The 25,661-nt window shown below is 64.7% G+C and carries 26 protein-coding genes; 23 read left to right on the top strand and 3 right to left on the bottom strand.

Annotated elements, in window-relative coordinates; translation table 11 throughout:
* Positions 1 to 67: 67 nt before the first annotated feature.
* Positions 68 to 4,201 (bottom strand): ATP-dependent RNA helicase HrpA, encoded by a 4,134-nt coding sequence (gene hrpA / locus GCN78_RS02365; RefSeq protein ID WP_226939417.1) that lies wholly within the window; start codon positions 4,199 to 4,201, stop codon positions 68 to 70.
* Between the two features lie 129 nt (positions 4,202 to 4,330).
* Between hrpA and argA the strand changes: the two genes are divergently transcribed.
* The gene (gene argA / locus GCN78_RS02370) at positions 4,331 to 5,641 is read left to right on the top strand and encodes an amino-acid N-acetyltransferase (protein ID WP_046685875.1); all 1,311 of its coding nucleotides are present in this window, start codon (positions 4,331 to 4,333) and stop codon (positions 5,639 to 5,641) included.
* Positions 5,642 to 5,688: 47 nt separating this feature from the next.
* Here argA and kdsA read toward each other — a convergent pair whose 3' ends face one another.
* Positions 5,689 to 6,534, bottom strand: a complete 846-nt coding sequence (gene kdsA / locus GCN78_RS02375; protein ID WP_034750794.1) for a 3-deoxy-8-phosphooctulonate synthase — start codon at positions 6,532 to 6,534, stop codon at positions 5,689 to 5,691.
* Between the two features lie 219 nt (positions 6,535 to 6,753).
* Here kdsA and GCN78_RS02380 point away from each other — a divergent pair, with 219 nt between their 5' ends.
* Together GCN78_RS02380 and GCN78_RS02385 are read left to right on the top strand one after the other, a co-directional pair.
* Entirely contained in the window at positions 6,754 to 7,026 is a 273-nt protein-coding gene (locus GCN78_RS02380) for an oxidative damage protection protein (RefSeq protein ID WP_034750797.1), read from the top strand.
* Positions 7,027 to 7,193: 167 nt separating this feature from the next.
* Complete coding sequence (locus GCN78_RS02385) at positions 7,194 to 7,718, top strand: DUF6622 family protein (RefSeq protein ID WP_152250230.1); 525 nt, start codon at positions 7,194 to 7,196, stop codon at positions 7,716 to 7,718.
* Between the two features lie 36 nt (positions 7,719 to 7,754).
* Here GCN78_RS02385 and rpiA read toward each other — a convergent pair whose 3' ends face one another.
* Positions 7,755 to 8,432, bottom strand: coding sequence for a ribose-5-phosphate isomerase RpiA (rpiA, locus tag GCN78_RS02390; protein ID WP_152250231.1), 678 nt, complete (start codon positions 8,430 to 8,432; stop codon positions 7,755 to 7,757).
* 207 nt (positions 8,433 to 8,639) lie between these two features.
* Between rpiA and GCN78_RS02395 the strand changes: the two genes are divergently transcribed.
* The 20 genes from GCN78_RS02395 (at position 8,640) to GCN78_RS02485 (ending at position 25,656) form a co-directional block, all read left to right on the top strand.
* Positions 8,640 to 9,008, top strand: coding sequence for a response regulator (locus GCN78_RS02395; RefSeq protein WP_152250232.1), 369 nt, complete (start codon positions 8,640 to 8,642; stop codon positions 9,006 to 9,008).
* A 2-nt stretch (positions 9,009 to 9,010) separates the two neighbouring features.
* Entirely contained in the window at positions 9,011 to 9,637 is a 627-nt protein-coding gene (locus tag GCN78_RS02400) for a chemotaxis protein CheC (protein WP_152250233.1), read from the top strand.
* Between the two features lie 5 nt (positions 9,638 to 9,642).
* Positions 9,643 to 10,614: a sensor domain-containing diguanylate cyclase gene (locus tag GCN78_RS02405; RefSeq protein ID WP_193316576.1), complete on the top strand. Its 972-nt coding sequence runs from the start codon at positions 9,643 to 9,645 to the stop codon at positions 10,612 to 10,614.
* 150 nt (positions 10,615 to 10,764) lie between these two features.
* Positions 10,765 to 12,432 carry a sensor histidine kinase gene (locus GCN78_RS02410; RefSeq protein ID WP_193316577.1) on the top strand — a complete coding sequence of 556 codons (1,668 nt, stop codon included), beginning with the start codon at positions 10,765 to 10,767 and terminating at the stop codon, positions 12,430 to 12,432.
* Positions 12,429 to 13,130: a response regulator gene (locus GCN78_RS02415; protein WP_226939418.1), complete on the top strand. Its 702-nt coding sequence runs from the start codon at positions 12,429 to 12,431 to the stop codon at positions 13,128 to 13,130. Before GCN78_RS02410 ends, GCN78_RS02415 begins: the two co-directional genes overlap by 4 nt.
* 247 nt (positions 13,131 to 13,377) lie before the next feature.
* Positions 13,378 to 13,524 carry a hypothetical protein gene (locus GCN78_RS29205; RefSeq protein WP_193316578.1) on the top strand — a complete coding sequence of 49 codons (147 nt, stop codon included), beginning with the start codon at positions 13,378 to 13,380 and terminating at the stop codon, positions 13,522 to 13,524.
* Positions 13,525 to 13,600: 76 nt separating this feature from the next.
* Positions 13,601 to 13,771 (top strand): Flp family type IVb pilin, encoded by a 171-nt coding sequence (locus GCN78_RS02420; RefSeq protein ID WP_076568067.1) that lies wholly within the window; start codon positions 13,601 to 13,603, stop codon positions 13,769 to 13,771.
* Between the two features lie 95 nt (positions 13,772 to 13,866).
* Entirely contained in the window at positions 13,867 to 14,040 is a 174-nt protein-coding gene (locus GCN78_RS02425) for a Flp family type IVb pilin (RefSeq protein ID WP_226939419.1), read from the top strand.
* Positions 14,037 to 15,107 (top strand): phosphatase PAP2 family protein, encoded by a 1,071-nt coding sequence (locus GCN78_RS02430; protein ID WP_152250236.1) that lies wholly within the window; start codon positions 14,037 to 14,039, stop codon positions 15,105 to 15,107. Before GCN78_RS02425 ends, GCN78_RS02430 begins: the two co-directional genes overlap by 4 nt.
* The gene (locus GCN78_RS02435; RefSeq protein WP_226939420.1) at positions 15,104 to 15,691 is read left to right on the top strand and encodes an A24 family peptidase; all 588 of its coding nucleotides are present in this window, start codon (positions 15,104 to 15,106) and stop codon (positions 15,689 to 15,691) included. Before GCN78_RS02430 ends, GCN78_RS02435 begins: the two co-directional genes overlap by 4 nt.
* 35 nt (positions 15,692 to 15,726) lie before the next feature.
* Positions 15,727 to 16,347 carry a methyltransferase family protein gene (locus GCN78_RS02440; protein WP_152250237.1) on the top strand — a complete coding sequence of 207 codons (621 nt, stop codon included), beginning with the start codon at positions 15,727 to 15,729 and terminating at the stop codon, positions 16,345 to 16,347.
* Positions 16,348 to 16,380: 33 nt separating this feature from the next.
* The gene (locus GCN78_RS02445; RefSeq protein WP_226939421.1) at positions 16,381 to 17,727 is read left to right on the top strand and encodes an ATP-binding protein; all 1,347 of its coding nucleotides are present in this window, start codon (positions 16,381 to 16,383) and stop codon (positions 17,725 to 17,727) included.
* Complete coding sequence (cpaB, locus tag GCN78_RS02450) at positions 17,724 to 18,572, top strand: Flp pilus assembly protein CpaB (RefSeq protein WP_152250238.1); 849 nt, start codon at positions 17,724 to 17,726, stop codon at positions 18,570 to 18,572. Before GCN78_RS02445 ends, cpaB begins: the two co-directional genes overlap by 4 nt.
* Positions 18,573 to 18,594: 22 nt before the next feature.
* Complete coding sequence (locus tag GCN78_RS02455; protein ID WP_152250239.1) at positions 18,595 to 20,190, top strand: type II and III secretion system protein family protein; 1,596 nt, start codon at positions 18,595 to 18,597, stop codon at positions 20,188 to 20,190.
* Between the two features lie 9 nt (positions 20,191 to 20,199).
* Positions 20,200 to 20,478: a hypothetical protein gene (locus GCN78_RS02460; protein WP_152250240.1), complete on the top strand. Its 279-nt coding sequence runs from the start codon at positions 20,200 to 20,202 to the stop codon at positions 20,476 to 20,478.
* A 46-nt stretch (positions 20,479 to 20,524) separates the two neighbouring features.
* Positions 20,525 to 22,072, top strand: a complete 1,548-nt coding sequence (locus tag GCN78_RS02465; protein WP_152250241.1) for a Tad domain-containing protein — start codon at positions 20,525 to 20,527, stop codon at positions 22,070 to 22,072.
* A 7-nt stretch (positions 22,073 to 22,079) separates the two neighbouring features.
* A complete protein-coding gene (locus GCN78_RS02470) occupies positions 22,080 to 22,547 on the top strand; it encodes a TadE family protein (RefSeq protein WP_152250242.1) in 468 nt (155 codons plus the stop codon).
* Positions 22,548 to 22,557: 10 nt separating this feature from the next.
* Positions 22,558 to 23,076: a TadE/TadG family type IV pilus assembly protein gene (locus GCN78_RS02475; protein ID WP_152250243.1), complete on the top strand. Its 519-nt coding sequence runs from the start codon at positions 22,558 to 22,560 to the stop codon at positions 23,074 to 23,076.
* Positions 23,077 to 23,098: 22 nt separating this feature from the next.
* Positions 23,099 to 24,250 (top strand): AAA family ATPase, encoded by a 1,152-nt coding sequence (locus GCN78_RS02480; RefSeq protein WP_152250244.1) that lies wholly within the window; start codon positions 23,099 to 23,101, stop codon positions 24,248 to 24,250.
* Positions 24,251 to 24,288: 38 nt separating this feature from the next.
* Positions 24,289 to 25,656, top strand: coding sequence for a CpaF family protein (locus GCN78_RS02485; RefSeq protein WP_152250245.1), 1,368 nt, complete (start codon positions 24,289 to 24,291; stop codon positions 25,654 to 25,656).
* Positions 25,657 to 25,661 lie beyond the last annotated feature (5 nt).

Raw genomic sequence — 25,661 nt, forward strand, 5'->3', positions numbered from 1 at the left:
CCGACAGACGAGGACCGGGGTCGTACCCTGAGGGTACGACCCCGGTATTTGCCTGGGGCTTAGAAACCTAGCGCTGCATGGACTCCCATACTTTTTGCAGGCGCTTGGCCGATACCGGCATCGGCGTGCGCAATTCCTGCGCGAACAGCGACACGCGCAGCTCTTCCAGCATCCAGCGGAAGTCGACCAGTTTCGGGTCCGTGTTCTTGCCGGCCTGGCGGTCCTTGGCCTGGCGCAAGTATGGCGCGGCGGCCGATTGCCATTCGGCCATCAACTTGGTGTCGCGCGCGGGATCGGCGCGCAGCTTTTCCAGACGCACGTTGATCGCTTTTAAGTAACGGGGGAAATGCGCCAGCTGCGTGTACTCGTTTTCCGTCAGGAAGCGCTTATGCACGAGTCCCTGCAGCTGCGCCTGGATATCGGATGCGGCCGCCGCAGGAATATTCTGCAAGCGCTTGGGCAAACCGTGGAATTCCGTCAGCACTTGCGACAGCAGGCGGGCGATTTCGTTGACCAGCAACACCAGACGCGACTTGCCTTCCGCCTGGCGCTTGGCGAACGAGGCGGCGTCCAGCGGCAGCGGCTCTTGCAGGCAGGCGATGTCGAGCGCCTTGTTGATGATTTGCTCGCGCAACTCTTCCTGCGAACCGAGGGCCATGAATTGCATGCCCATCTGCTGCAAGCCGGGGATGCTTTTCTCGACGTACTTGATCTGCTCCTTCATTTGCAGCGCGAACAATCGGCGCAAACCGACCTTGTGCGTGCGCGCGGCCACGGTCGGATCGTCGAACACTTCCAGGTCGCAATGCGTACCCTTGTCGACCAGTGCGGGGAAGCCGATCAGGGTCAGCTTGCCCTGCACGATTTCCAGCAACTCCGGCAATTCGCCAAAGGTCCAGCCCGTCAAGCCCATGTGCTGCGACACGGTGGCATTCGGCGACGCTGGCGTGGCAGGGGCAGCGCCCTTGCCTGTCGCCGCGCTGGCGCCTTGCGCTTGCGCCTGCAGCCGCGACGCCACTTGCGCGCCCGCCACCTTGGCACCGGGCGTGCCCGCGCCGGACACGCCCGACACCTCGGCCAGCTTCTGGAAACTCTGGCGCGCCTGGCCGCCGAATTCCGCCTGCAGGGTGGCCAGGTTGCGGCCCATGTCCAGCTGGCGGCCATGCTCGTCGATCACCTTGAAATTCATGAAGTGATGGGCAGGCAGGGTTTCCGGCTTGAAGTCCGTCGTCAACACATTGATGGTGATCTGCGTGCGGATGTCGAGGATGATGGCGTCTACAAGATCGCCGCGGCCGAACACGCCCGCCTCGTGCACGCGCTCGCAGAACTTGGCCGCATAGTCGGGCAGCGGCACGCAGTGGCGGCGCAGCTTTTGCGGCAACGATTTGAGCAGCAGATGCACTTTTTCCTTCAGCATGCCCGGCACCAGCCATTCGCAGCGCTCGCGCGGCAACTGGTTCAAGGCATACAGCGGCACGCTCAAGGTCACGCCATCGCGCACGCTGCCCGGTTCGAAGTGGTACGTGAGGCCCATTTCCAGGCCCGTCACCGACATGGTTTTCGGGAACAGGTCCGTCGTCACGCCGGCCGCCTCGTGGCGCATCAGCTCTTCGCGGTTCAAATACAGCAGCTTCGGGTTCTCGCGCGTGGCTTCCTTGTGCCATTTCTCGAAACCGGCGCCATTGCACACGTCCGCCGGCAGCAATTTATCGTAGAAGGCGGCGATCAATTCATCGTCGACCAGCACGTCCAGGCGGCGCGATTTGTGCTCAAGGTTTTCGATGTCCTTGATCAGCTTGTGGTTGTGCGCAAAGAACGGCGCGCGCGTGTCGAAGTCGCCGCCCACGAGGGCGTCGCGAATGAAGATCTCACGCGCTTCCGGCAAGTTGAAATTGCCGTAATTGATGCGACGCTGGCTGTACACCACCAGGCCATACAAAGTCGCCCGTTCGGACGCCGTCACCTGCGCCGAGCGTTTTTCCCAGCGCGGTTCGCCCCACGATTTCTTCAGCAAATGCACGCCGACTTTTTCCAGCCATTCGGGCTGGATCTGCGCCACGCAGCGCGCGTACAGCCGCGTCGTGTCGACCAGTTCGGCCGCCATGATCCACTTGCCCGGCTTTTTCAGCAGCGAGGAACCGGGCCAGATATGGAACTTGATGCCGCGCGCGCCCAGGTAGCCCGCACCCGGCTCGTCCTCGCCCTTGAAGCCGATATTGCCCAGCAAGCCGGTCAGCAAGGCCATGTGCAGGTTGTCGTAGGTGGCCGGCGCCTCATTCAATCGCCAGCCCTGCTCCTTGACGATGGTCAGCAGCTGCGAATGCACGTCGCGCCATTCGCGCAAGCGCATCTGCGACAGGAAATTCGTGCGGCAATTGTCTTGCAGCTGGCGGTTGGTTTTCTTGTGCTCGATGGCGGACTCGAACCAGCGCCAGATTTTCAGGTAACTCAAGAATTCCGATTTCTCATCGGCGAATTTCTTGTGCGCCTCGTCGGCCGCCTGCTGGTGTTCCATCGGGCGGTCGCGCGGGTCTTGCACGGACAGGGCCGAGGCGACGATCAGCACTTCCGTCAGACACGCGTTATCGAGCGCGGCGAGAATCATGCGGCCCACGCGCGGGTCCAGCGGCAGCTTGGCCAGCTTGTTGCCCAGCGGCGTAAGCTTGTTCACTTCATCGACGGCGCCCAGTTCCTGCAGCAATTGATAACCGTCGGCCACCGCGCGCGCCAGCGGCGGCTCGATGAAGGGGAAGGTTTCCACATCCGTCAGGTGCAGCGATTTCATGCGCAGGATGACGGCCGCCAGCGAGGAGCGCAGGATTTCCGGTTCCGTGAATTTCGGGCGCAGCAAATAATCCTGCTCTTCGTACAGGCGGATGCAGACGCCATCGGCCACGCGGCCGCAACGTCCGGCACGCTGGTTGGCGGCCGACTGGGCGATCGGTTCGACCTGCAGCTGCTCGACCTTGTTGCGATAACTGTAGCGCTTCACGCGCGCCAGGCCCGCGTCGACCACATAGCGGATGCCGGGCACGGTCAGCGAGGTTTCCGCCACGTTGGTGGCCAGCACGATGCGGCGCGCATTGCTGGTTTTAAACACGCGCTCCTGCTCCTCGGCCGACAGGCGGGCGAACAGGGGCAGAATCTCCACGTGCGGCGGATGGTGCTTGCGCAGCGCTTCGGCGCAGTCGCGGATTTCGCGCTCGCCCGGCAAGAACACCAGCACGTCGCCCGAGCCGATGCGGCACAGTTCTTCCACGCCATCGACGACGGCATCCATCAGGTCGCGCTTTTCGCGCGCGGCGGCCGTGCGCTGGCCCGGCTTGTCGGCGCCGCTATTCCCCGCGCCGGCGCCCGGCATGGCCACCTGCTCGCGCTCCACGGGACGGTAGCGCACTTCCACCTGGTACAGGCGGCCCGACACTTCGATCACGGGCGCCGGTTTTTCCGGCGTGCCGAAATGGCGCGCGAAACGTTCCGCATCAATGGTCGCCGAGGTGATGATGATTTTCAGGTCGGGCCGGCGCGGCAGCAGCTGCTTCAGGTAGCCGAGCAGGAAATCGATGTTCAGGCTGCGTTCGTGCGCCTCATCGATGATGATGGTGTCGTAATTTTTCAACAACGGGTCGGTCTGCGTCTCGGCCAGCAGGATACCGTCCGTCATCAGCTTGACGGATGCGCCCTTCGTCAAGGTATCGGCAAAGCGCACCTTGAAGCCGACCGTCTCGCCCAGCGGCGTGCCCAGCTCCTGCGCGATGCGCTTGGCCGTCGACGAGGCGGCGATGCGGCGCGGCTGCGTGTGGCCGATCAAGCCCTTCTGTCCACGCCCCAGTTCCAGGCAAATCTTCGGCAATTGGGTCGTCTTGCCGGAACCCGTCTCGCCCGAGACGATGATCACCTGGTTTTCAGTGAGCGCCTTGGCGATTTCCGCGCGCCGGCCCGAGACGGGCAAGTCTTCCGGATACGTGATCGGCGGCAGCGGGTTGCGGAAAGCCTTTTCCGCCTCGCGCGCGGCGCGGGCCGCGTCACGGCTTTCGCGGCTGTCCTGCCCCTCGCGCGGCGGGCGCGCGGCCTGCGGCCTGCCCTCTCCCGCGCGCTGCTGCTGTTGCTGTTTCTGTTGTTCCGCGCGCGGCGGCTGCTGCCTTTGCTGGCTCACGGGCGGACGCTGGCGGCCCTGCGCAGGCGTGGCGGCAGGCATGGCAACATCGCCGCTGGCGGGCACGTTTGCAACGTTGGAAAGAGGGGAAGACTTATTGCTGGCTGAAGACATTGTTTTTTTACAGGTATTTTAAGCGCGCACATCGCGCAGCGAATTATAATGCGCTTAATGGAAAACCCTACCCAATTCGTCCAATGGCTGCGCTCCGTCGCGCCCTACATCCACGCCTTTCGCGGCAAGACCTTCGTGGTCGCCTTCCCCGGTGAACTCGTCAGCGCCGGGGCGCTGCAGGTGCTGGCCCATGATTTGTCCCTGCTGCATGCGCTGGACATCAATGTCACCGTCGTCTACGGCTCGCGGCCGCAGGTGGCGGAACAACTGGCCTTGCGTAACGTCGAAGGCCGCTTCCACAATGGCGTGCGCATCACGGACATCGCCGCGCTGGAATGCGCGAAGGAAGCCGCCGGCGAGCTGCGCCTCGACATCGAGGCCGCGTTCAGCCAGGGCTTGCCGAACACGCCCATGTCGCACGCGGCCATCCGTATCATTTCAGGCAACTTCATCACGGCGCGCCCGCTGGGCGTGATCGATGGCGTGGACCTGGAACTGACGGGCATCACGCGCAAGGTCGACGCCGAAACCATCCATTCCATCCTCGGTTCGGATGGCCTGGTGCTGCTGTCGCCACTGGGTTTCTCGCCCACGGGCGAAGCGTTCAATCTCACCATGGAAGACGTGGCGTGCAGCGCCGCCATCGCCCTGCACGCGGACAAGCTGATTTTCATCACGGAAACCCCGATGATGGAAGACGCCACGGGCGTGGAAATCCGCGAACTGTCGTCGCACCAGGCCGAAGCCGTGCTGATGGCCGGTTTCTTGCCGGACGCGACGGCGTTTTATTTGAAGCATTGCGTCAAGGCATGCCACAACGGCGTCGAGCGCTCGCACATCGTGCCCTTCTCGATGGATGGTTCGGCCCTGCTGGAATTGTTCACCCATGATGGCGTGGGCACCATGATCAGCCATGAAAACCTGGAAAGCCTGCGCCAGGCCACCATCGAAGACGTGGGCGGCATCATCAAACTGATCGAACCGCTGGAAGCGGACGGCACGTTGGTCAAGCGGGGCCGCGAGCTGATCGAACGCGAAATCGATTATTTCTCCGTCATCGAGCATGACGGCGTGATCTTCGGCTGCGCCGCCCTGTACCCGTTCCCCGCGCAAAAGATGGCGGAAATGGCCTGCCTGACGGTCAATCCGGAAGTGCAAGCCCAGGGCGACGGCGAGCGCATCCTGAAGCACATGGAAAACCGCGCGCGTGCCGCCGGCCTGAACAAACTGTTCGTGCTGACCACGCGCACCTCGCACTGGTTCAAGAAACGCGGCTTCGTGCCGGCCACGGTTGACGATTTGCCGAAGGACCGCCAGCATATGTATAACTGGCAGCGTAAGTCGCAGGTGTTGATCAAGACCCTGTAAAACTGAAAAAGCCCGGCATGCCGGGCTTTTTCTTTACTGACACACCACTACTTGATGTTCAGCGGGGCGAACGATTTCACCAGGTCGTCGAGCGCCTTCAACTGCGCCAGGAACGGTTCCAGCTGGTCCAGCGGCAAGGCGCTGGGGCCGTCGCAGCGGGCGTTGTCGGGATCAGGGTGGGCTTCCAGGAACAGGCCGGCGATGCCGACGGCCAGGCCGGCGCGAGCCAGGTCCGCCACTTGCTGACGGCGGCCGCCCGAGGCGGCGCCACCGGGGTCGCGCTGCTGCAGCGCGTGCGTGACGTCGAAGATGATCGGCAGGTCGTCGCAGGTTTTCTTCATGACGCCAAAGCCCAACATGTCGACCACCAGGTTGTCGTAGCCGAGGCAGGTGCCGCGGTCGCACAGGATCAGTTGATCGTTGCCCGCTTCCTTGAATTTCTCGACGATATTGGCCATCTGGCCAGGGCTCAAAAATTGCGGCTTCTTGATGTTGATGACCTTACCCGTCTTCGCCAGGGCCACGACGAGGTCCGTCTGGCGCGCCAGGAAGGCGGGCAATTGCAGCACGTCGACCACTTCGGCCACCTGCTGCGCCTGCCATGGCTCATGCACGTCCGTGATCACGGGCACGCCGAACGCCGCCTTCACGTCCTGGAAGATGCGCATGCCTTCTTCCAGGCCCGGGCCGCGGTAGGAATGGATCGATGAACGGTTGGCCTTGTCGAAGCTGGCCTTGAACACATAGGGAATACCCAGTTTTTGCGTGACGCGCACATATTCTTCGCAGGCGCGCATGGCGAGGTCGCGCGATTCGAGCACGTTGATGCCGCCAAACAGCGCGAAGCTGCCTGTATTGCTGACATCGATGCCATGGACTTTCACTGAGGTCATAGGGATTCCACCTTGGTTAATTGCTACTACTTGCTTGGAAGAGGCGCCGCCAGCGGCTGGCGCGATAAGGCATCTTACTAGCTAGGGCGGCGCAGATCAAATTTGATCCAGCGCAAGGGCGCGGCAAACGGCATGTCGCCAGGCCGCGACGGCCCCGCGAGGGCAGGCGCAAAGTGCCTTATAATCACGCTTTATCTCTACACTGATTCAGGAGCACAGATGGCCCGCACGATCCACTGCATCAAACTCAACAAGGAAGCCGAAGGACTGGATTTCCCGCCGTACCCGGGCGAACTGGGCAAGAAGATTTACGAATCCGTGTCGAAAGAAGCCTGGGCCGCCTGGCTCAAGCACCAGACCATGCTGGTCAATGAAAACCGCTTGAACCTGGCCGACGCGCGCGCCCGCAAATACCTGGCCACGCAGATGGAAAAGCATTTCTTCGGCGATGGCGCCGATGCGGCCATGGGCTACGTTCCACCAACGGAATAAGCTGTATCGCTTGCCCGTGACCACGTCACGGGCAGTTTCTCCGTCGTTTCACGCCTTTCCCCGCCGTTTCACGGCCATTCCTACCCGTTTCGTCGCACACCGCTCGCCGCCCGCGCCGCCGGCTGGCACAGTACGCCCATCGACAACCTCACTCCAAGGCGGACACCATGTTGCAGCAAATCTTCAGCCACACTCCCCTCTACGTCTGGGCCATCCTGGGCTTCCTCGTCTACCGGGGCGTGCTGGCCAGCCGCGCGCGTGAAGTGAGCTTGCGCAAGCTGTGCATCATTCCGCTCGTCATGCTGGCCCTGTCCCTGAGCGGCGTGCAGGGCAGTTTCGGCTTGGCCGGCGTGGCGCCGTTCGCCTGGGCAGTAGGCGCCCTGGCCGGCGCGTCGCTGGCCTGGATGCTGACCGATGCGCGCAAGATCGTCGCCATACCCGAGCGGGCCAGCGTGCGGCGTCCCGGCAGCTGGGTGCCCTTGGTCTTGATGATGAGCATTTTCTGCATGAAATATGCGGTGGCCGTGACGCTCGCCATCGCGCCGGCCTACGCCCATGCGACGAGCTTCATCGTACCCGTCTGCCTCGCCTATGGTTGCTTCAGCGGCATCTTCTTGGGTGGCTTGCTGCGCACCGTGGCCGTGTACCGCCAGGCGCACATGACAAGCGGCCCGCAAGGGGCCGCCGTGTAAAACAGGTGCGTACGCCGGCAAACGCCGGCTATCACCTTAGTACGCCAACGTACGCACGCCTTCCGGCATGCCCAACAGGCAGACGTTCGCGCCGCGCACGGCGAACAGGCCGACGGCGATGACGCCGACGATCTGGTTGATCTGCTGCTCCAGCGCCACCGGATCGGCAATCCGCAAGCCCAGCACGTCGATGATTTCGCCGCCGTTGTCGGTAATGAACGCTTCCGTGCTGCCGGCCTTCAGGCGCAAACGGGGCGTACCGCCCAGAGCGGCCAGCTGGCGCGAGACGGCGGCGCGCGCCATCGGCACCACTTCCACCGGCAGCGGGAAGGCGCCCAGGGTTTCCACCAGCTTGGAGCCGTCGGCGATGCAGACGAACTGTTTCGCGACGGAAGCGACAATCTTTTCACGCGTCAATGCCGCGCCGCCGCCCTTGATCATGGCGCCGCTGGCCGTGATTTCATCGGCGCCGTCGATGTAGACGGCGATCGATTCGACGTCGTTCAAGTCGAAGACGGGAATGCCATGGCCTGCCAAGCGGGCGGCCGTCGCTTCGGACGACGCGACCGCGCCCTTGATGCTGTCCTTGATCTTGGCCAGTTCATCGATGAAGAAATTGGCGGTGGAACCGGTGCCGACGCCGATGATTTCACCTTTTACTACGTAGTCGATGGCGGCGCGGGCTACGGCTTGCTTCAATTCGTCTTGGGTCATGACATTCAGGCTAAAGTGAGGAATGGCGCTATTTTAACGGATTGCCGGCCCGGCCAGCCGGCCATCATGACCGATGATGGGAGCCGATACAACAGGCAAGTGGAAATACCTTGCCTCAGGGCAATTGCGCGTCCATTTACACTCTATGCCCTTTAAAATATGCGAAAATGGCACGATAGCCCCGATATGACGTTTCAGGAATAGCACATGAATCACAGTAAACAGGTACTTGTTGTCGATGACAGCCGGGTTTCACGTTTGATGTCGCATCAGTTTATCCTCAGCAAACATGCCGACTGGCAAGTGATTGAGGCGGCGACGGGAGAGGAAGCCCTGGAAAAAGTCAAGACAGTCAACCCTGTGCTGATACTACTGGATGTCAACATGCCCGGCATGGGCGGCATGGCGGCGGCGGAACAATTGCGTACGCTGTGCCCGCAGACGCACATCATTCTCGTCACGGCGAATGTGCAAAACGCCACCCGCAACCGCGCCAGCGAACTGGGCGTGGGCTTCATGGAAAAACCGATCACTGAAACGCGCATCCACCAGCTGATCGAATCACTGGGACTGTGAACATGGTCAATCTCTCCGAACTCGAGAACGATGCCCTGGTAGAGATATTCAACATCGGGGTGGGCCATGCGGCGGCGGCCATGAGCGAGATCGTGAATGAAGAAGTCACCATGTCGGTGCCGTCGATCACCTTCCTGAACCGTGCCGATGCGGCCGCCTTGCTGGACAGCAAGAAGGATGGCGAACGCATCTGTGGCGTCAGCCAGCATTACGATGGCGCTTTCGCCACCGAAGCCATCTTGATGTTTCCTGAAGATAAGAGCCTGGAAATCGTGCGCCTGATGGTGGGCGACGCCATGCCGCTGCAGGAACTGACGGAAATGGAACAGGAGGCGATGAGTGAGATCGGCAACATCATCCTCAATTCCTGCGTCGGCACCCTGGCCAACCTGTTCGACAGCGAACTGCACGGCTCGCTGCCCCTGTACCACGTGGGCACCAGCGCGGAAATCCTCTCTTCGTTCGGCGGCCAGGACGACGAGGCCGTCGTGCTGATGCTGCATATCGACTTCGTGCTGTCCAAGCACCAGATCCATGGCTATGTGGCCTTCGTGCTCGACCTGTCCGCCTTGCACGACCTGAAACAGCAGGTCAGCCGCTACCTGGCCAAGGTCCTGGGACAGGCGTGACGATCATGCCCGATGCCTTACACCGACTCGCCCTGCTCGAGAGCATACTCGGCGCCGTGAACCTGGGCGCCATCGTGCTCGATGAGCAGCACCGCATCGTGCTGTGGAATCACTGGATGGCGCGCCACTCGGCCCGCCAGGCCGACGCCGTGCTGGGCCAGGATTTCTTCGCCGTCTTTCCGGACATGCGGCACAAGCGCATCGATTCGGCCATCACCCAGGCCCTGCGCGACAATTTCCAGTCGCTGCTGTCGCAAACGCTGCACAAGGCGCCGTTTGCGCTGTACACGCATGGCGCGGCCACGGGCGGCAACGATGGCGAGGAACGCATGCAGCAAGCGATCGCCGTCACACCGATCAATTTACCCGGCGCGCCGCGCCACTGCCTGATCCAGATCAATGACGTTACCATCGCCGTGGGGCGCGAAAAACTGCTGCGCGAGCAGACCATGGTCTTGCGCTCGCAAACCTTTTCCGACGGCTTGACGGGCATCGCCAACCGCCGCCACTTCGACGTGGCGATCGAGAAGGAAATGCGGCGCGCCACGCGCACCAGCAGCCAGCTGTCGCTGCTGATGATCGATATCGACCATTTCAAGGATTACAACGACCATTACGGCCACCAGCAGGGCGATGATTGCCTGATCCGCGTCGCGGCCGAGCTGGCCGCCATGCTGCAGCGCCCCACCGACCTGCTGGCCCGCTATGGCGGCGAAGAGTTTGCCGCCATCCTGCCCGACACGGACGCGGCGCAGGCGCTGCGCATGGCCGAGGCGATCCGCCGGCACACGGCCGACCTGCGCATTGCGCACGCCAAGACGGGCAATGAGGTCAAGCACATCACGGTCAGCATCGGCATCGCCACGCAGCACCCGCAGCAGCCGCTGGCCATCTCCGCCCTGATCGGCGCCGCCGACCGCGCCCTGTACCTGGCCAAGGGTGCCGGGCGCAACCGCGTGATGGTGCAGCCGTCATAAAAAAAGCAACGCAAGAAAAAGGATTCCAGTAGACATCTTTACGGCGGATGCGTAGACTCGTAGCTGATTGCAGCAACAACAACAAGAATTTGTCTGTGGTATCTATCCCTGCGCATGGCCCCCCCATGCGGGACATGGCCAGGAGCGCTTGTGAATCTCGATCCTCCCCTCAGATCCAGCTTGCCGGGTGCCGGCATGGATACGACCATGGTGAACGGCATGCGCCTGCTGCTGTCGAGCGCCACCTTGCTGACCCTGTTCATCGACCCCGAAAGCGCCGGCAAGCTGAGCAAGATCACCTGGCTGATCTTTTCCGCCTACACCATGCACAGCCTGCTGCTCTACGTGCTGGCCGTGCTGGGCTTCAACCTGCCGCAGGACATCTTGCTATACTGGCTGGACGTGGCCTGGTATGCGCTGATCGTCTTTTCCACCAGCAGTCACAACAATTTATTCTTCCTGTTTTTTTTCTTTGCCATCCTGACCTCGTCGTTCCAGCGGGGCTTCGAGGAGGGTGCGCGCGTGACCCTGGCCTCGGCCGGCCTGTTCGCCGCCACCGCCCTGTTCGGCGAAACGGGGGCGGAACTGTCGCGCCTGCTGCTGCGCACCACCTTCCTGCTGGCGCTCGGCTACATGATCGCCTATTGGGGCGGCTCGGCCATCACCCAGCGCAGCCACCTGGCGCTGCTGCGCGATGTCAGCCAGTTGTCCAATCCGCGCTTCGGCGTCGACCAGACCATCACCTCGGTGCTGGAAAAGACCCGCAGTTATTTCAACGGCCGCAGTTGCCTGCTGATCATGCAGGACAAGGGCACGCGGGTCTGGTCGCTGCGCAGCGTGATTCAAACGGGCGCGACCGTCGTACATACCAGTTCGCTGCTCAGCGACGACGCGGCCAGTCCCCTGCTCGCTTTCCCGCTCGACAAAATCGCCCTGTACAACCAGCCGGCCGGCCGCTGGCTGCCGTGGACAGGCGGCGCGCGCATGCTCGATCCCGACAGCGGGCGCTGGCTGCGGCATGACGACGCGGCAGGCGCCCGCCTGGCCGAACTGCTCGAAGCGCACGCCTTCATCAGCGCGCCGCTGCCCTTGCGCAATGGCAAAGGCCGCATCTTCATCGTGTCCGCCACCAGCATGAGCAAGACGGATGCCCTGTTTCTCAGCCATATAGGCGCGCAGGCGTTTCCCGTTATTGAAAACATCGATCTGCTCGACCGCCTGGCGTCGCAGGCGGCCTCGCGCGAGCGTGAGAAGATCGCGCGCGACCTGCATGACACGGCCGTGCAGCCGTATATCGGCCTGCGCCATGGCCTGGCCGCCCTGCGCAACGAAGCCACGCCGGGCAACCCGCTGCTGCCCGAACTGGAAAAACTGATCATCATGTCGGGCCAGGTGATCGCCGACCTGCGCAGCTACGCGCGCACGTTCAAGAACGGCCAGGTGCAAAGCGAGCCGGAACTGCTGGTCGCGCTGCGCCGCCAGGCCACGCAGATCCGCGAATTCTATGGCATCGACATCGCCCTGCATATCGAAGGCGACCTGCACATCAACGACCGCCTGGCGGCCGAGGTATTCCAGATCGTCAACGAAGGCATGAGCAATATCCGCAAACATACGTCGGCGCGCCATGGCGCCGTCAAGCTGACCTGCGTGCAGGGCGCACTGCACATCAGCATCGACAACGAATGCGCCGCCGCGCACGTGCCCGACTTCCTGCCCGACTCGCTGGCCGAGCGCGCCGCCGCCTTGGGCGGCACGGCCCGCGTCACGCACGGCATGCTGGGCAACACCTCCGTACAGATCGAGATCCCCATATGAACGACAACCGCCCCATGCCATCGCCCAGCCATGTCATCAGCGTCATGCTGGTGGACGATCACAAGACCATGCTGTGGGGCCTGGAGCGGCTGATCGGCGGCGAGCACTCGGGCATGCGCGTGGTCGCCACGGCGTCCGACAGCGCCGAGGCGCTGGAGCAGGCAAAGGCGCTGCAGCCAGACGTGATCGTGCTGGACCTGGACCTGGGCGGCATCAGTTCGCTGGCCATCCTGCCCGCGCTGGCGCAGTGCGGCAACACGCGCGTGCTGGTGCTGACGGCCAGCCACGACCAGGCCATCCTGGACCAGACGGTGCTGAAAGGCGCGCGCGGCATCGTCAGCAAGGATGCGCCGGCGGAGATGGTACTGAAGGCCATCGAGAAGGTGTACCACGGCGAACTGTGGCTGGAACACGCGATGCTGGGACGCATGCTCACGCAGCTGACCCAGCCCGGCGGCGGCTCGGCGCAAGCCATCGCCATCGCCAGCCTGACTCTCAAGGAAAGAAAGATCATCGCCGCGCTGGTGCACGGCAGCGGAACGCCGGCCAAGCTGCTGGCGGACCAGCTGTTCATCTCCGAACACACCTTGCGCAATCACCTGACGTCGATCTACCGCAAGCTGGGCGTGTATAACCGCCTAGAACTGTACGCCTACGCCACCAAGCACCAGCTGGGCCAATTGCCGCCCGGCGCCTGACGCAACTGCCCCCGCGCGGCCACCGCACGGCCACGCCCCCCTACCCTCCCTCCTTGCTCGCCTGCCACCGGCATGGCCGTCGCCCCCGTGCGTCGAACTCGACCGTGACAATTGTCACGAAAAAAACAAGCAGTTCCTCCTTGCAATAAAAGGATGTTCTTCTGATGTAGATCAAGCTGGCAAATTCTATAGTGGTGTTACCGGAGTGCAGATTACCGCAGCGGCCCACCACGACACGGAGCACAGCATGCGCCTTGACAAGTTTCTTCCGACAGCCCTGATCACCTATTTACAGGGCAAGGAAAAGGCTGCGTTCTACCGCTATGCCCTGGTGGCGGCCCTCATCGCGGTGGTCTGCATCATCGGATTGCTGGCACTGGGCGAAAGCCCATGACGCCAGCGCACAGCAGCAGCACAGTTGTCATGTCGTTTTATCCACCGTTGTACCTTAACCACCACCAGGAGTTGTCATGAACCTCATCAAAAACTTTATCCGCGAAGAAGATGGCGTCACCGCAATCGAATATGGCCTGATCGCCGCCCTGATCGCCGTCGTGATCATCGCCGCCGTCACCATCGTCGGCACCCAGCTGAAAAAGACCTTCAGCACCATCGGCACCAAACTCACCGCCGCGAACTGAGGCGGTACTGTCCGGGCGGGCCCAGGCGCGGCCCGGACAACTTTTTCCCGCATCCCCGGCACGCCCATCTTGACGAACGCATAGCGAGGCCCATCGTGAAATCTTTCTTCAGCCGTTTATCCGACGAATCGGCAGTCACAGCGATCGAATACGCGCTGCTGGCAGGCCTGATCGCGGCAGTGCTGGTAATCACGATCACCTTGGTCGGCGACCAGGTCAAGCAGCTGTTTGTTTACGTCAAGGACCAAGTGGTCCTGGCCCTGTCATGAACACCCTGCGCGCCTCGCTGCGCACCCACCGCGCCCTGCTGCTGATCGTGCTGCTGTATGGCGCAGCCGCCACGCTGCTGGCCGGCAGCCTGCCCAGCGCCGCGGACATCCTCAACGTACTGGCCGGTTTCTTTGTCGCCATCCTCACGGGCCCCATCTTCATCCTGTGCGGCTACACCATCCGCGTCATGGTGATGCAACGTCCGCACCGCCTGTGCCACTACCTATACCACGATCTGCGCCGCTACCTGAACAACGAGCGCCTGCTGCACGCGCTGCCGGCCATGCTGCTGATCCCCGTCTTCGCCTCCAGCTTCACTGTCTTCAAGGCCGCCATTCCGCGCCTGCACCCCTACACCTGGGATGCCACCCTGTCCGCCTGGGACATGGCCCTGCATGGCGGCATGGCACCGTGGGAAAGGTTGCAGCCGCTGCTGGGCCACCCGCTCGTCACGGGCCTGCTCAACTTCAGCTACCATTTCTGGTTCTTCCTGTTCTACGCCGTGCTGTACTGGCTCATCCTCGATACGCGCCGTCCGCTGCTGCGCATGCAGTTCCTGCTCAGCTTTGCGCTGACCTGGATCGTCCTGGGCAGCATCCTGGCCGTGCTGTTCGCCTCCGTCGGCCCCTGCTACTACGGCCACCTGCACAGCAGCGACCCGTATGCGCCGCTGATGGCCTACCTGCATGAGGCCAACCAGCACGTCCCCGTCTGGGCCCTGCAAGTGCAGGACCTGCTGTGGCAAGGCTATCAAAGCAAGGGCGCCCATGGCGAACTGGGCATCTCCGCCATGCCCAGCATGCATGTGGCCACGGCCGTGCTGATGGCGATCATGGGCTGGAAAGTCAGCCGCGCCGCCGGACTCGCCCTGTCCGCCTTCGCCATGCTGATCCTGCTCGGCTCCATCCACCTGGGCTGGCACTATGCGCTCGACGGCTATGTCGGCGCGGCCGGCGCGGCGCTGGTGTGGCACCTGGTGGGACGGCTGCTGCGCAGCCAGGCCGCGGCACCGATCATGCACGTGGCCACGGTGCCCTGCATGAGCAAGGGAGGAGTGACATCATGAACGCCCACCTGCCCATGCTGCTGTGCCTGGCCGTGCTGGCCGGCCTGCTCGCCGCCGCCCTGTGGCACGACCTGCGCACGCGCCGCATCCCCAACCGGCTGGTGCTGTGGGGCACGCTGACGGGACTGATCCTGAACAGCTTCGTGCCAGCCGGTGCCGGCCTGTTCGACGCCGCCTTCGGCGGCCTGGGACCGCTGCAGGCGCTCGCCGGCGCCGCTGCCGGCCTGGCCCTGCTGCTGCCCATGCACCTGCTGCGCGCCCTGGGCGCCGGCGACGTCAAGCTGATGGCCATGTGCGGCGCCTTCCTCGGCCCCGACGCCGTGCTGGAAGCGGCCCTGCTGACCTTCCTGTGTGGCGGCGTGCTGGCCCTGGCCGCCGCGCTGGCAGGCCAGCGCCTGCGCCAGGTGCTGAAAAACACCTATCACATGATGCTGGGCGCGCTGCTGCACAGCCTGGCGGGTGGCGCCGCCACGATCGCCGAGCCGCCGCCCGCCACCGGCAAGCTGGCCTACGCCTTCGCCATCGCCAGCGGCACCTCGCTGCAGGTATTCCTGCATTACAACCATCTGTGGAGCCTGCGCTGAAACGCGCCGCCTGCCCGCCACCATAGGACCTGACCATGCACACTCTCGCCACTCTTTGCCACACCCGAGGCGCCAGCCTGCTCACCAGCATCACCATGGCTTGCCTGTGGACCTTCTTTGCCGGTGCACACGTTGTGGGCTATTTGCACAGCAACGACTGGAGCTATTTGCTGTTCTGCGTGGCCGAAACCCTGGCCGCCCTGTTCTTCATCGTGCGTTCGGCCCCCGTCAGCGTCTCCACCGATGCGGGCGACTGGCTGCTGGCCATCGGCGCCACCTTCGCCCCGTTCCTCTTCGCGCCATCCGACATGGCCATCTGGCCCGGTGCGCGCTACCTGCTGGCCGTCGGCAGCCTGCTGCAGATCGCCGGCCTGCTGTCGCTCAACCGCAGCTTCGGCCTGGTGGCGGCACAGCGCGACATCAAGACGGGCGGCGTCTACCGCGTCATCCGCCATCCCCTGTATGCCAGTTACCTGATTTCCCTGAGCGGCTACCTGCTGGCCAATACCTCGCCGGCGAATGCCGTGACCTACGTCGCGACGATCTCCATGCTGGTGGCGCGCCTACTGCGCGAAGAGCGCTTCCTGGCCGCAGACGTGCGCTATCGCGTCTACATGCGCCAGGTGAAGTATCGCCTGCTGCCCTTCATCTTCTGATCATCGGCCACCCAAGCAAGAGGAGCACTTATCATGCCTGACACTTATCCAGAACGCAGCGACGGCGGCGGCATCGAGCCGGCGGCCAGGCGCGCGCCACGCACGGTCGAGGAAACGGGATTGCCTTTCCTGTTCCTGGTCGAACTGCTGGTCAAGATACTTTTCCTGCGCGGCCAGATCGGCCTGCCCGCCCTGTCGACGCACGTGAAGCTGGGCGCCGGCGTGCTCGAACCGCTGCTGACCTTCATGCGCGCCGAAAAACTGTGCGAAGCGCGCCGCAACGGCGGCAGCGGCACCGACGCCGACCTGTACTACATGCTGGGCGACCAGGGCCGCCTGCGCGCCGCCGAGTACATGCGCCGCAACGCCTACAGCGGCCCCGCCCCCGTCACGCTGGCCGATTACAGCAACCAGGTGCTGGCGCAAAGCGTGGCGGACATGCATGTCACCCGCGACGACGTGCAGCGCGAATTCCGCGACGTGGTGGCCAGTTCGGCCGTGCTCGACCAGCTGGGCGCGGCCATGAATTCCGGGCGCGCCCTGTTCTTCCACGGCCCCGCCGGCAGCGGCAAGAGCTACCTGGCCGAGCGCCTGAACGGCCTGCTCAGCGGCGCCATCGCCCTGCCGCATGCCGTGATGGTCGACGGCGAAGTACTGCCCTTCCTCGACCCCATGCTGCACACCCTGTCGCGCAGCGGCCCCGTGCCATCCGATCCCCGCTGGGTACGCGCCGAGCGCCCCGCCGTGCTGACGGGCGGCGAGCTGACGCTCGACATGCTCGACCTGCAATTCGACCAGGGCACCCGCCTGTACCAGGCGCCGCCGCACCTGAAGGCCAACAACGGCATCTTCATCATCGACGACCTGGGCCGCCAGCGCTGCTCGCCCGTGGAACTGATGAACCGCTGGATCGTGCCGATGGCGCGCCACATCGATTACCTGTCGCTGCACACGGGCTACAAGTTCCCCGTGCCCTTCGACGTCATCGTCGTGTTCTCGTCGAACCTGGCGCCGCAGCACCTGGCCGACGACTCCTTCCTGCGCCGCATCGGCTACAAGATCCACGTGGGGCCGCTGAGCGCCTACCACTACCTGGCCGTGTTCCGCAGCACCTGCGCCCAGCTGGGCATCAATTTCGACGAAGCCGCCTACACCTACCTGCTGCACCTGCACAGCCAGTACGGGCGGCCCTTGCTGGCCTGCTATCCGCGCGACATCCTGGCGCAGATCTGCGACCGGGCGCGCTATGAAGACCACGCGGCGCAACTGTCTCCGGAAGTCCTGCTGTGGGCATGGAAAAACTATTTCGGCAGCGATGACGACCTTGCAAGTACACATAACGGACCGGCAGCGGTCCAGCACAAAGGGGAAGCAAAATGAGAAACGCACGCGCACTGACGATGATGGCCATCGCGGTCATCCTGGCGTTCGCCGCGGTCATCGTGGCCGCGCGCTGGATCAATGCCCAAGCCTCGGGCAACATCAACAAGGTGGCCGTGGCCCAGGTCGACATCAGCCTGGGGGCACGCCTCACGCCCGACATGGTGCGCATGGTCGACTGGCCATCGAACGCGCTGCCGCCGGGCGCCATCAACGATCCGAAACTGCTGGAAACGCGCGTCACGCGCACCAGCATCCAGCACGGTGAACCGATCATGGAAGGCAAGCTGGCGCCTCCCGGCACGCAAGGCGGCCTGTCGGCCGTCGTCGCCGAGGGCAAGCGCGCCATGACCGTGCGCGTCAACGATGTGGTGGGCGTGGCCGGCTTCGCCCTGCCCGGCAACTTCGTCGACATCCTCGTCAACACCCAGGGCGAAGGGGCGCGCAAGACGCCGGACCGCGATCCGAATATTTCCAAGATCGTACTCGAACGCATCCTCGTGCTGGCCATCGCCCAGGAATCGAACCGCGACGACACCAAGCCCAAGGTGGTCAACGCCGTGACCCTGGAGCTGACGCCGGAACAGGCGGAAAAACTCGACCTGGCGCGCAGCGTGGGCACCCTGTCGCTGGTGCTGCGCAACCAGGTCGAGGACAAACCCGTCAACACGGAGGGCGCCACCAAGACCAGCTTGCTCGACGAAAAAGTCGCCGCAGCCGCCCCCGCCGCCATGGTGCAGGCCAAGCCTGCCCCGCGCCGCCGCGTCGTCGCGGCTCCAGCACCGCAAGCGGGCACCCGCGTCGATGTCATCAAGGGGCTGGAACGCAGCTCCCAACAATTCTAACCCGCACCAGAGGAGTCATGCCATGAGCACATATTGCACAGCAAGCGAAAGCCGGGTATTCAGCCTGGCGCTTGCCCTCGCCATGATCGGCGCCCTGGCGCCCCAGGCACGCGGCGAACCCGTCGCCGCTGCCGCCACCGCCGTTGCCGCCGACACCGGCGCAGCCAGGAGCAGCCGGGCCGCCGCCCGCCCCAAGGCCACGCCGCCGCAAAGCGAATCGCGCGCCGGCCGCACCGAGATGGCGCCGCAAATGAGCCTGGCCGAGGGCAAGTCCACCCTGATGCGCCTGCCGTTCGCCGCCAGCCGCATGTCCGTCGGCGACCCGCGCATCGCCGACGTCATCCTGCTCAATCCGACCGAGGTCTACCTTCTGGGGCGCTCCGTCGGCACCACCAACCTGATCCTGTGGAACAAGAGCAATGACGCCACCATCATCGACCTGGCCGTCGGCATCGACAGCAGCAGCCTGCAGGCACGCATGGCAGAGCTGCTGCCGAACGAGAAGATCAACGTCACGGTGGCGGGCGATACCCTGATCCTGTCGGGCATGGTCAGCGATGTCGTCAAGGCCGACCAGGCCCTGTCGCTGGCGAACGCCTATGTGCAGCGCAGCAGCCGTAGCAGCAGCGCCGCCTCCGGCGCCACGCCAGCCGCAGGCGTCGCCGCTCCCGCCCCCGCCGCCGCGCCGGATGCGGCCATGCCGCGCGTGATCAACCTGTTGTCGATCGCCGCGCCGCAGCAGGTGATGCTGGAAGTGAAGGTGGCCGAAGTGTCGAAGGTGCTGGTGGACCAGCTGGGCGCCAGCCTGGGCATCAACAAGACCATCGGCAGCTGGTCGTATTCGCTGCTGTCCAGCCTGCTCAGCAACAATCCCAGCGGCTTGAGCGGCGCCAGCAAGAACAACTTCTTCAACCTCGACGCGCAGAAGCGCGATGGCTTGATCAAGGTGCTGGCCGAACCGAACATCATGGCCATCAGCGGCCAGGAGGCGAGCTTCCTGGCCGGCGGCAAGATCTTCATTCCCGTCAGCCAGACCAACAATGGCGGCGTGCCCACCATCACGCTGGAAGAGAAGGAGTTCGGCGTGGCCGTGAAATTCACGCCCACCGTGCTCGATGGCGGACGCATCAACCTGAAGGTGGCGCCGGAAGTGTCGGACCTGAACAAGGACGGCATCGGCATCACCGCCACCGGCATCTCGGCCACCGCCATCCTGCCCTCGTTTACGACGCGGCGCGCCACCACAACGGTGCAGCTGTTCGATGGCCAGAGCTTCGCCATCGGCGGCCTGATCAAGAACAACGTGACCAGCAACATCAAGGCCTTGCCAGGACTGGGCGAAGTGCCCGTGCTGGGCGCCCTGTTCCGCAGCACGGACTTCCAGACGGACCGCTCGGAACTGGTCTTCATCATCACGCCGCACCTGGTCAAGCCGCTGCCCGCCGACTACAAGCTGCCCACCGACGGCTACATCCAGCCGACGCGCGGCGACATGTTCATGCAAGGAAAAATGGAAGGCGACGCACCCGCCCCCGCCGCGGCGCCGGCACCATCGGCCCCCATGCAGCCGCAAGCGGCCGCGCCCCAGCCCGCTGCCGCCGGCTTCGACCTCAAATAGGAGAACACCATGAAAACCGCACATTGCCTGCCTTGCGCAACCCTGCTGTCGCTGCTGGCCGGCTGCGCCGCCACCACCACGCCCGTGCTCGATTCGCACTTCGGCGAATCGGTGGCCCTGCTCAAGGCGCAGCAGATCATGTATCCGGACGCCTACCGCAATGCCAACCCCGTCAGCGGCATCGACGGCAAGGCCGGCGCCAGCGCCTACCAGCGCTACCAGAAATCGTTTGCGGCGCCGGAACCGCAACCGAACGTCTTCACCATCGGCGTGGGCGGACGCCAGTAGGCGCCAGTCCCGCGACGCACTTCCCCCAGGCCACCAGGAGACCGCCATGAACACCGCATTCCGCAGACACGACAAGCAGCAGGGCGCGATCGCCATCGTGCTGGGACTGACCCTGGTGGTGCTGTTTGCCATGGGCGGCCTGGTGCTGGACCTGGGCCACCTGTACATCGCCAAGACGGAGCTGCAGAACGGCGCCGACAGCGCCGCCCTGGCCGGCGCGGTGGAACTCAATCAGAGCGCGGCCGGCATCGACAATGCGCAGGCCAAGGCCATCGCCATCGCGCAAAAGAACCGCTACGACTTTTCCACCACCTTGACCATCACGGCCGCCAACATCAGCTTCGGCCCCAGCCCGGACGGTCCCTGGTCATCCGGCGCCAGCGCCCGCACCAGTCCGCAGGGCATGACCTTCATCCAGGTCGACACGGGCAGCAAGACCTTCGCCACCTACCTGATGGGTATTGCCGGCATCGCCAGCACCAGCACCTCGGGCGTGGCCGTGGCGGGGCGCTTCGTCAACGACGTCACGCCGATCGGCGTGTGCGCCGTCGACCCGGCCAACAAGACGGCGCAATACACGTATCCGGCCGCGCCGGCCGGCACGGGCCTGACGGAACTGGTGGAATTCGGCTTTCGCCGCGGCGTCACCTACAACCTGTTCGGCCTCAATCCGCTGGGCGGCCCGTCCGATCCCTACCTGATCAACCCGGTCGACGCCCCGCCCGGCAGTTGCAGCGCCTCGCATTCGAGCGCCAGCGCCACCGCGCCTTTCATGTGCACGGGCAGCAGCGCCGTCATCACCAGCGGCACCGGCCAGGTCTATACGAACACGGGCATGACGGCCTCGCTGGCCGCCTCGCTCAACTCGCGCTTCGACGACTATTCCTCGCCCTCCGTGTGCGACCCCGTATCGGCGCCGCCCGATACCAACATCAAGGAATATCCATGCGTGGGCGCCGCGTCGCCGTGCGCCGCCAGCGCCGCCAACTCGCCGCCCACCGGCTGGATGCAGCCGGGCGCCAGCACCCTGCCCAGCCAGCAGTCGGTCAGCCTGGCCGGCAGCAAGCCGAATTACCAGCTGCCGCCGACCTTCACGACGCCCGTGACGGCCGCCCAGGCACAGTTCGCCGGCTACGGCGTGTTGTGGTCGTACGGCCCCGCCTACCAAAGCAACGGCGCCACGCCAGCCAAGGCCGGCACGGCCTACAGTGTCACGGACGGCAACGCCAATCCCATGTACAGCACGGCCAAGGCAAATTACTTCGACACGGCCAGCTACCCCGTCAGCGCGGGCGCCGGCTTCCCCGCCGGCACGCCGCCATCGCCGTACAACCAGACCAGCGGCCCCACGTTCCAGGCGCCGTCGGTGGCGCATCCCGGCCAGCGCAACCGGCGCATCCTGAACGTGGTGCTGGTCGACTGCCGCACGGCGCCCGTCGGGCCAGCCTCGTGCGGCACCATGAACGCGGTGGGCATCGGCAAATTCTTCATGACGATGAAGGCCGATTTCAGCGGCGGCACCAAGCGCCTCGACGTCGAGTTCGCCGGCCTGATCGAGCCCGTGCCGAATTCCGAAATCAAACTCTACAAGTGAGGCGGCCATGCGCACCCCCAACTCCCCTCTCCGGCAGCGCGGCGGCGCCGCCGTCGAATTCGGCATCGTGCTGGCCCTGCTGGTGACCCTGCTGGCCGGCATCTTCGGCTTCGGCCGCGCCTTCTGGTACTACGACGCGCTGACCAAGGCCACGCGCGACGCGGCGCGCAACATGTCCGTCAAGGCCAAGGCCGGCATCGCCTCGCAGGGCGTGCCGGCGGCCAGGCAGACGGTGGTCGATGCGGCCACCAGCGCCGGCATCAGCGACTTCACCACGGCCAACGTGACGGTCACCTGCCTGGACGCGAGCTTCAACGACAGCAGCTGCACCGACGGCACGGCGCCGGGCGGCATCCGCGTCGAAGTCGTCAACTACACGCTGTCGGTGGGCCAGTACCTGCCCTTCGTGATCGGCGCGGCCAGCAGCTATGCCACGCCGCTCGCACCGCGCACCACCATGCGCTACATGCTGTAAGGAGAACGCCATGCGCCACCGCCTTCCTCCCGCACCCCGCGCCGGCCGCCAGCGCGGCGCCGCCGCCGTCGAATTCGCCCTGGTGGCGCTGCTGTTTTTCACCCTGCTGTTCGGCATCCTCGAATTCGGCCGCATGCTGTACCTGTACAACACGGTGCAGGAAGTGAGCCGCCGCGCCGCGCGCGAAGCGGTGGTGCGCTGGATCGACCAGACCGATACCGTCAAGACGCTGGCCCTGTTCGGCGGCACGGCACTGCCGGCCGCGCCCGAAGTCACGGCCGCCAACATCACCATCCGCTACCTGAACAAGAGCGGCGCCGAAGTGACCTTGCCGCCGCTCGATCCGGGCGACAACCTGTCGGCCTGCGGCGACAACACCCGCACGGCCAGCTGCATCGACAGCGTGCGCGTATCGATCGACAACGTCAGCTACACGCCGATGGTCAGCCTGTTCGGTTTCCTGAATATCGCCCTGCCCGCCTCGGTCGTGGTCATGCACGCCGAAAGCCTGGGTTTCCAGATCAACTGAACGCCTTTACCGGGAGTACCAAGTGAATATCGTCATCGTCTCGAAAAATGAAGCCCAGCTCAAGCGACTCACCCGCCTGCTGCGCGAGCGCAGCACGGCCGACCGCGTCTCGCTGCTGGCAAGCATACCGGATGTCTTTGACAACGGCGTCACGCCCGACCTGCTGCTGCTGGAACAGGAGCATATCGGCGAGGAGGAGCTGGAACGGCTGGAGCTGCTGGGCGGGCGCCATCCGAGCCTGGCCATCATCGTGCAATGTCCGCAGCAAAGCCCGCAATTCCTGCTGCGCTCGATGCGCGCCGGCGTGCGCGAAGTGCTGCAGCCGGACGACGACGCGGCCCTGTGCGCCGCCTTGCGCCGCATCGAGGAAAAACTGCAAAAGCAGGTCACGCGCAAGGGCCAGGTGCTGGCTTTTGTTTCGTGCAAGGGCGGCAGCGGCGCCACTTTCCTGGCCGCCAACCTCGGCTACGCGCTGGCCGCCGGCGAACAGCGCAAGGTGGCGCTGTTCGACCTGAACCTGCAGTTCGGCGACGCCGCCCTGTTCGTTTCGGACCACAAGCCGGCCACCACGCTGTCGCAGCTGTCGCAGCAGATCGTGCGCCTCGACGCCTCGCTGCTGACCGCCAGCATGATCCAGATCACGCCTTCCTACAGCGTGCTGGCCGCCGCCGACGACCCCGCCCATGCGGCCGACGTCGAAGCCGAGCATATCGACCGGCTGCTGACGCTGGCGCGCAGCCAGTACGACTACATCCTGCTCGACGTGGGACGCGGCCTGGACCCCGTCAGCGTGCGCGCACTGGACCGGGCCGACCTGATCTTCCCCGTGCTGCAGGCAACGTTGCCGTATGTGCGCGACGGCAAGCGCCTGCTCGACGTGTTCCGCGGCCTCGGCTACCGCGAAGACAAGATCCGCCTGATCCTGAACCGCTATGCCAGCAGCGACAGCATCCGCGTGGCCGACCTGGAAGCGGCGTATGGCAAGCACGTCTACAAGTCCATCCCCAATCACTACGAGGGCGTGGCGGCCTCCGTCAGCCAGGGCGTGCCCATCCTCAAGCTGGCGCCCCACAATCCCGTTTCGCGCGCCCTGCAGGAACTGGCCGCCAGCCTGGCCGGCGAAACGCCGCCCGCCGCGCAAGGCTGGGTGGCGCGGCTGCTGGCGCGCGCCTGAGGTTCCAACCAGATCCCCCCATACACCGGAGACCGACCATGACTGCCGAAAAACTCACCCTGCGGGACCGCCTGGGCTATGCCCAGGATGACGCCAGCCTGAACGACGACGCCGCGCATCAGGGCGCGGCCAGCCAGAGCTACCAGCAACTCAAGCACCGCACGCACCAGGCGCTGCTGGACCGCGTCGACCTGGAAGGCATGCAGCGCCTGTCGCGCGAGCAGATCCGCGAAGAGCTCAAACTCCTCGTCAGCGACGTGCTCACGGAAGACAATGTCGTGATCAACGAGCTGGAACGGCGCTCGCTGATCCGCGACATCCAGGACGAGGTGCTCGGCTTCGGCCCGCTCGAACCGCTGCTGGCCGATCCCAGCGTGTCCGATATCCTCGTCAACACCTGCCGCCAGGTGTATGTCGAGCGCCACGGCCGCCTGGAACTGAGCGACGTCTGCTTCACCGACGACGCCCACCTGATGAAGATCATCGACAAGATCGTCTCGCGCGTGGGCCGGCGCATCGACGAATCGAGCCCCATGGTCGACGCGCGCCTGCCCGACGGCTCGCGCGTGAACGCCATCATCCCGCCGCTGGCCATCGACGGCCCCGTGATGTCGATCCGGCGCTTCTCGGCCCAGCCCCTGCGCCTGGCCGACCTGATGCTCAAGCACAGCCTGACGGAAGAAATGAGCACCACCCTGCAGGCGCTGGGCAAGGCCAAGGTCAACATCCTGATCTCGGGCGGCACGGGCAGCGGCAAGACCACCATGCTCAATGCGATTTCCGGGTTCATCAGCACGGCCGAACGCATCGTCACCATCGAGGACGCGGCCGAACTGCAGATGCAGCAGCCGCACGTGGTGCGCCTGGAAACGCGCCCGCCGAACATCGAGGGCAAGGGCGAAGTGACGCAGCGCGCGCTGGTGCGCAACGCGCTGCGCATGCGCCCCGACCGCATCATCCTCGGCGAGGTGCGCGGCGCCGAGGCGCTCGACATGCTGGGCGCCATGAACACGGGCCATGAAGGATCGATGGCCACCATCCACGCGAACACCCCGCGCGACGCGCTGACGCGCCTGGAAAACATGATCAGCATGGCCTCGGCGGGCCTGCCCGTGAAGGCCATGCGCCAGCAGATCAGTTCCGCCATCAGCGTGGTGGTGCAGGTGGCGCGCCTGACGGACGGCAAGCGCAAGATCATTTCGATCCAGGAAATCACGGGCATGGAGGGCGAGATGATAACCATGCAGGAAATCTTCACCTTCCGCCAGACCGGCATCGGCGAGGACGGCACGGTGCAGGGACATTTCCATGCCAGCGGCGTGCGGCCGCATTTCCTCGAACGCCTGCGCGCCTTCGGCATCAGCCTGCCGGAAACCCTGTTCGATCCCGCCCGTCAGTACCATTAAGGGGA

The organism is Janthinobacterium rivuli (assembly GCF_009208735.1).
Classification (GTDB): domain Bacteria; phylum Pseudomonadota; class Gammaproteobacteria; order Burkholderiales; family Burkholderiaceae_D; genus Janthinobacterium.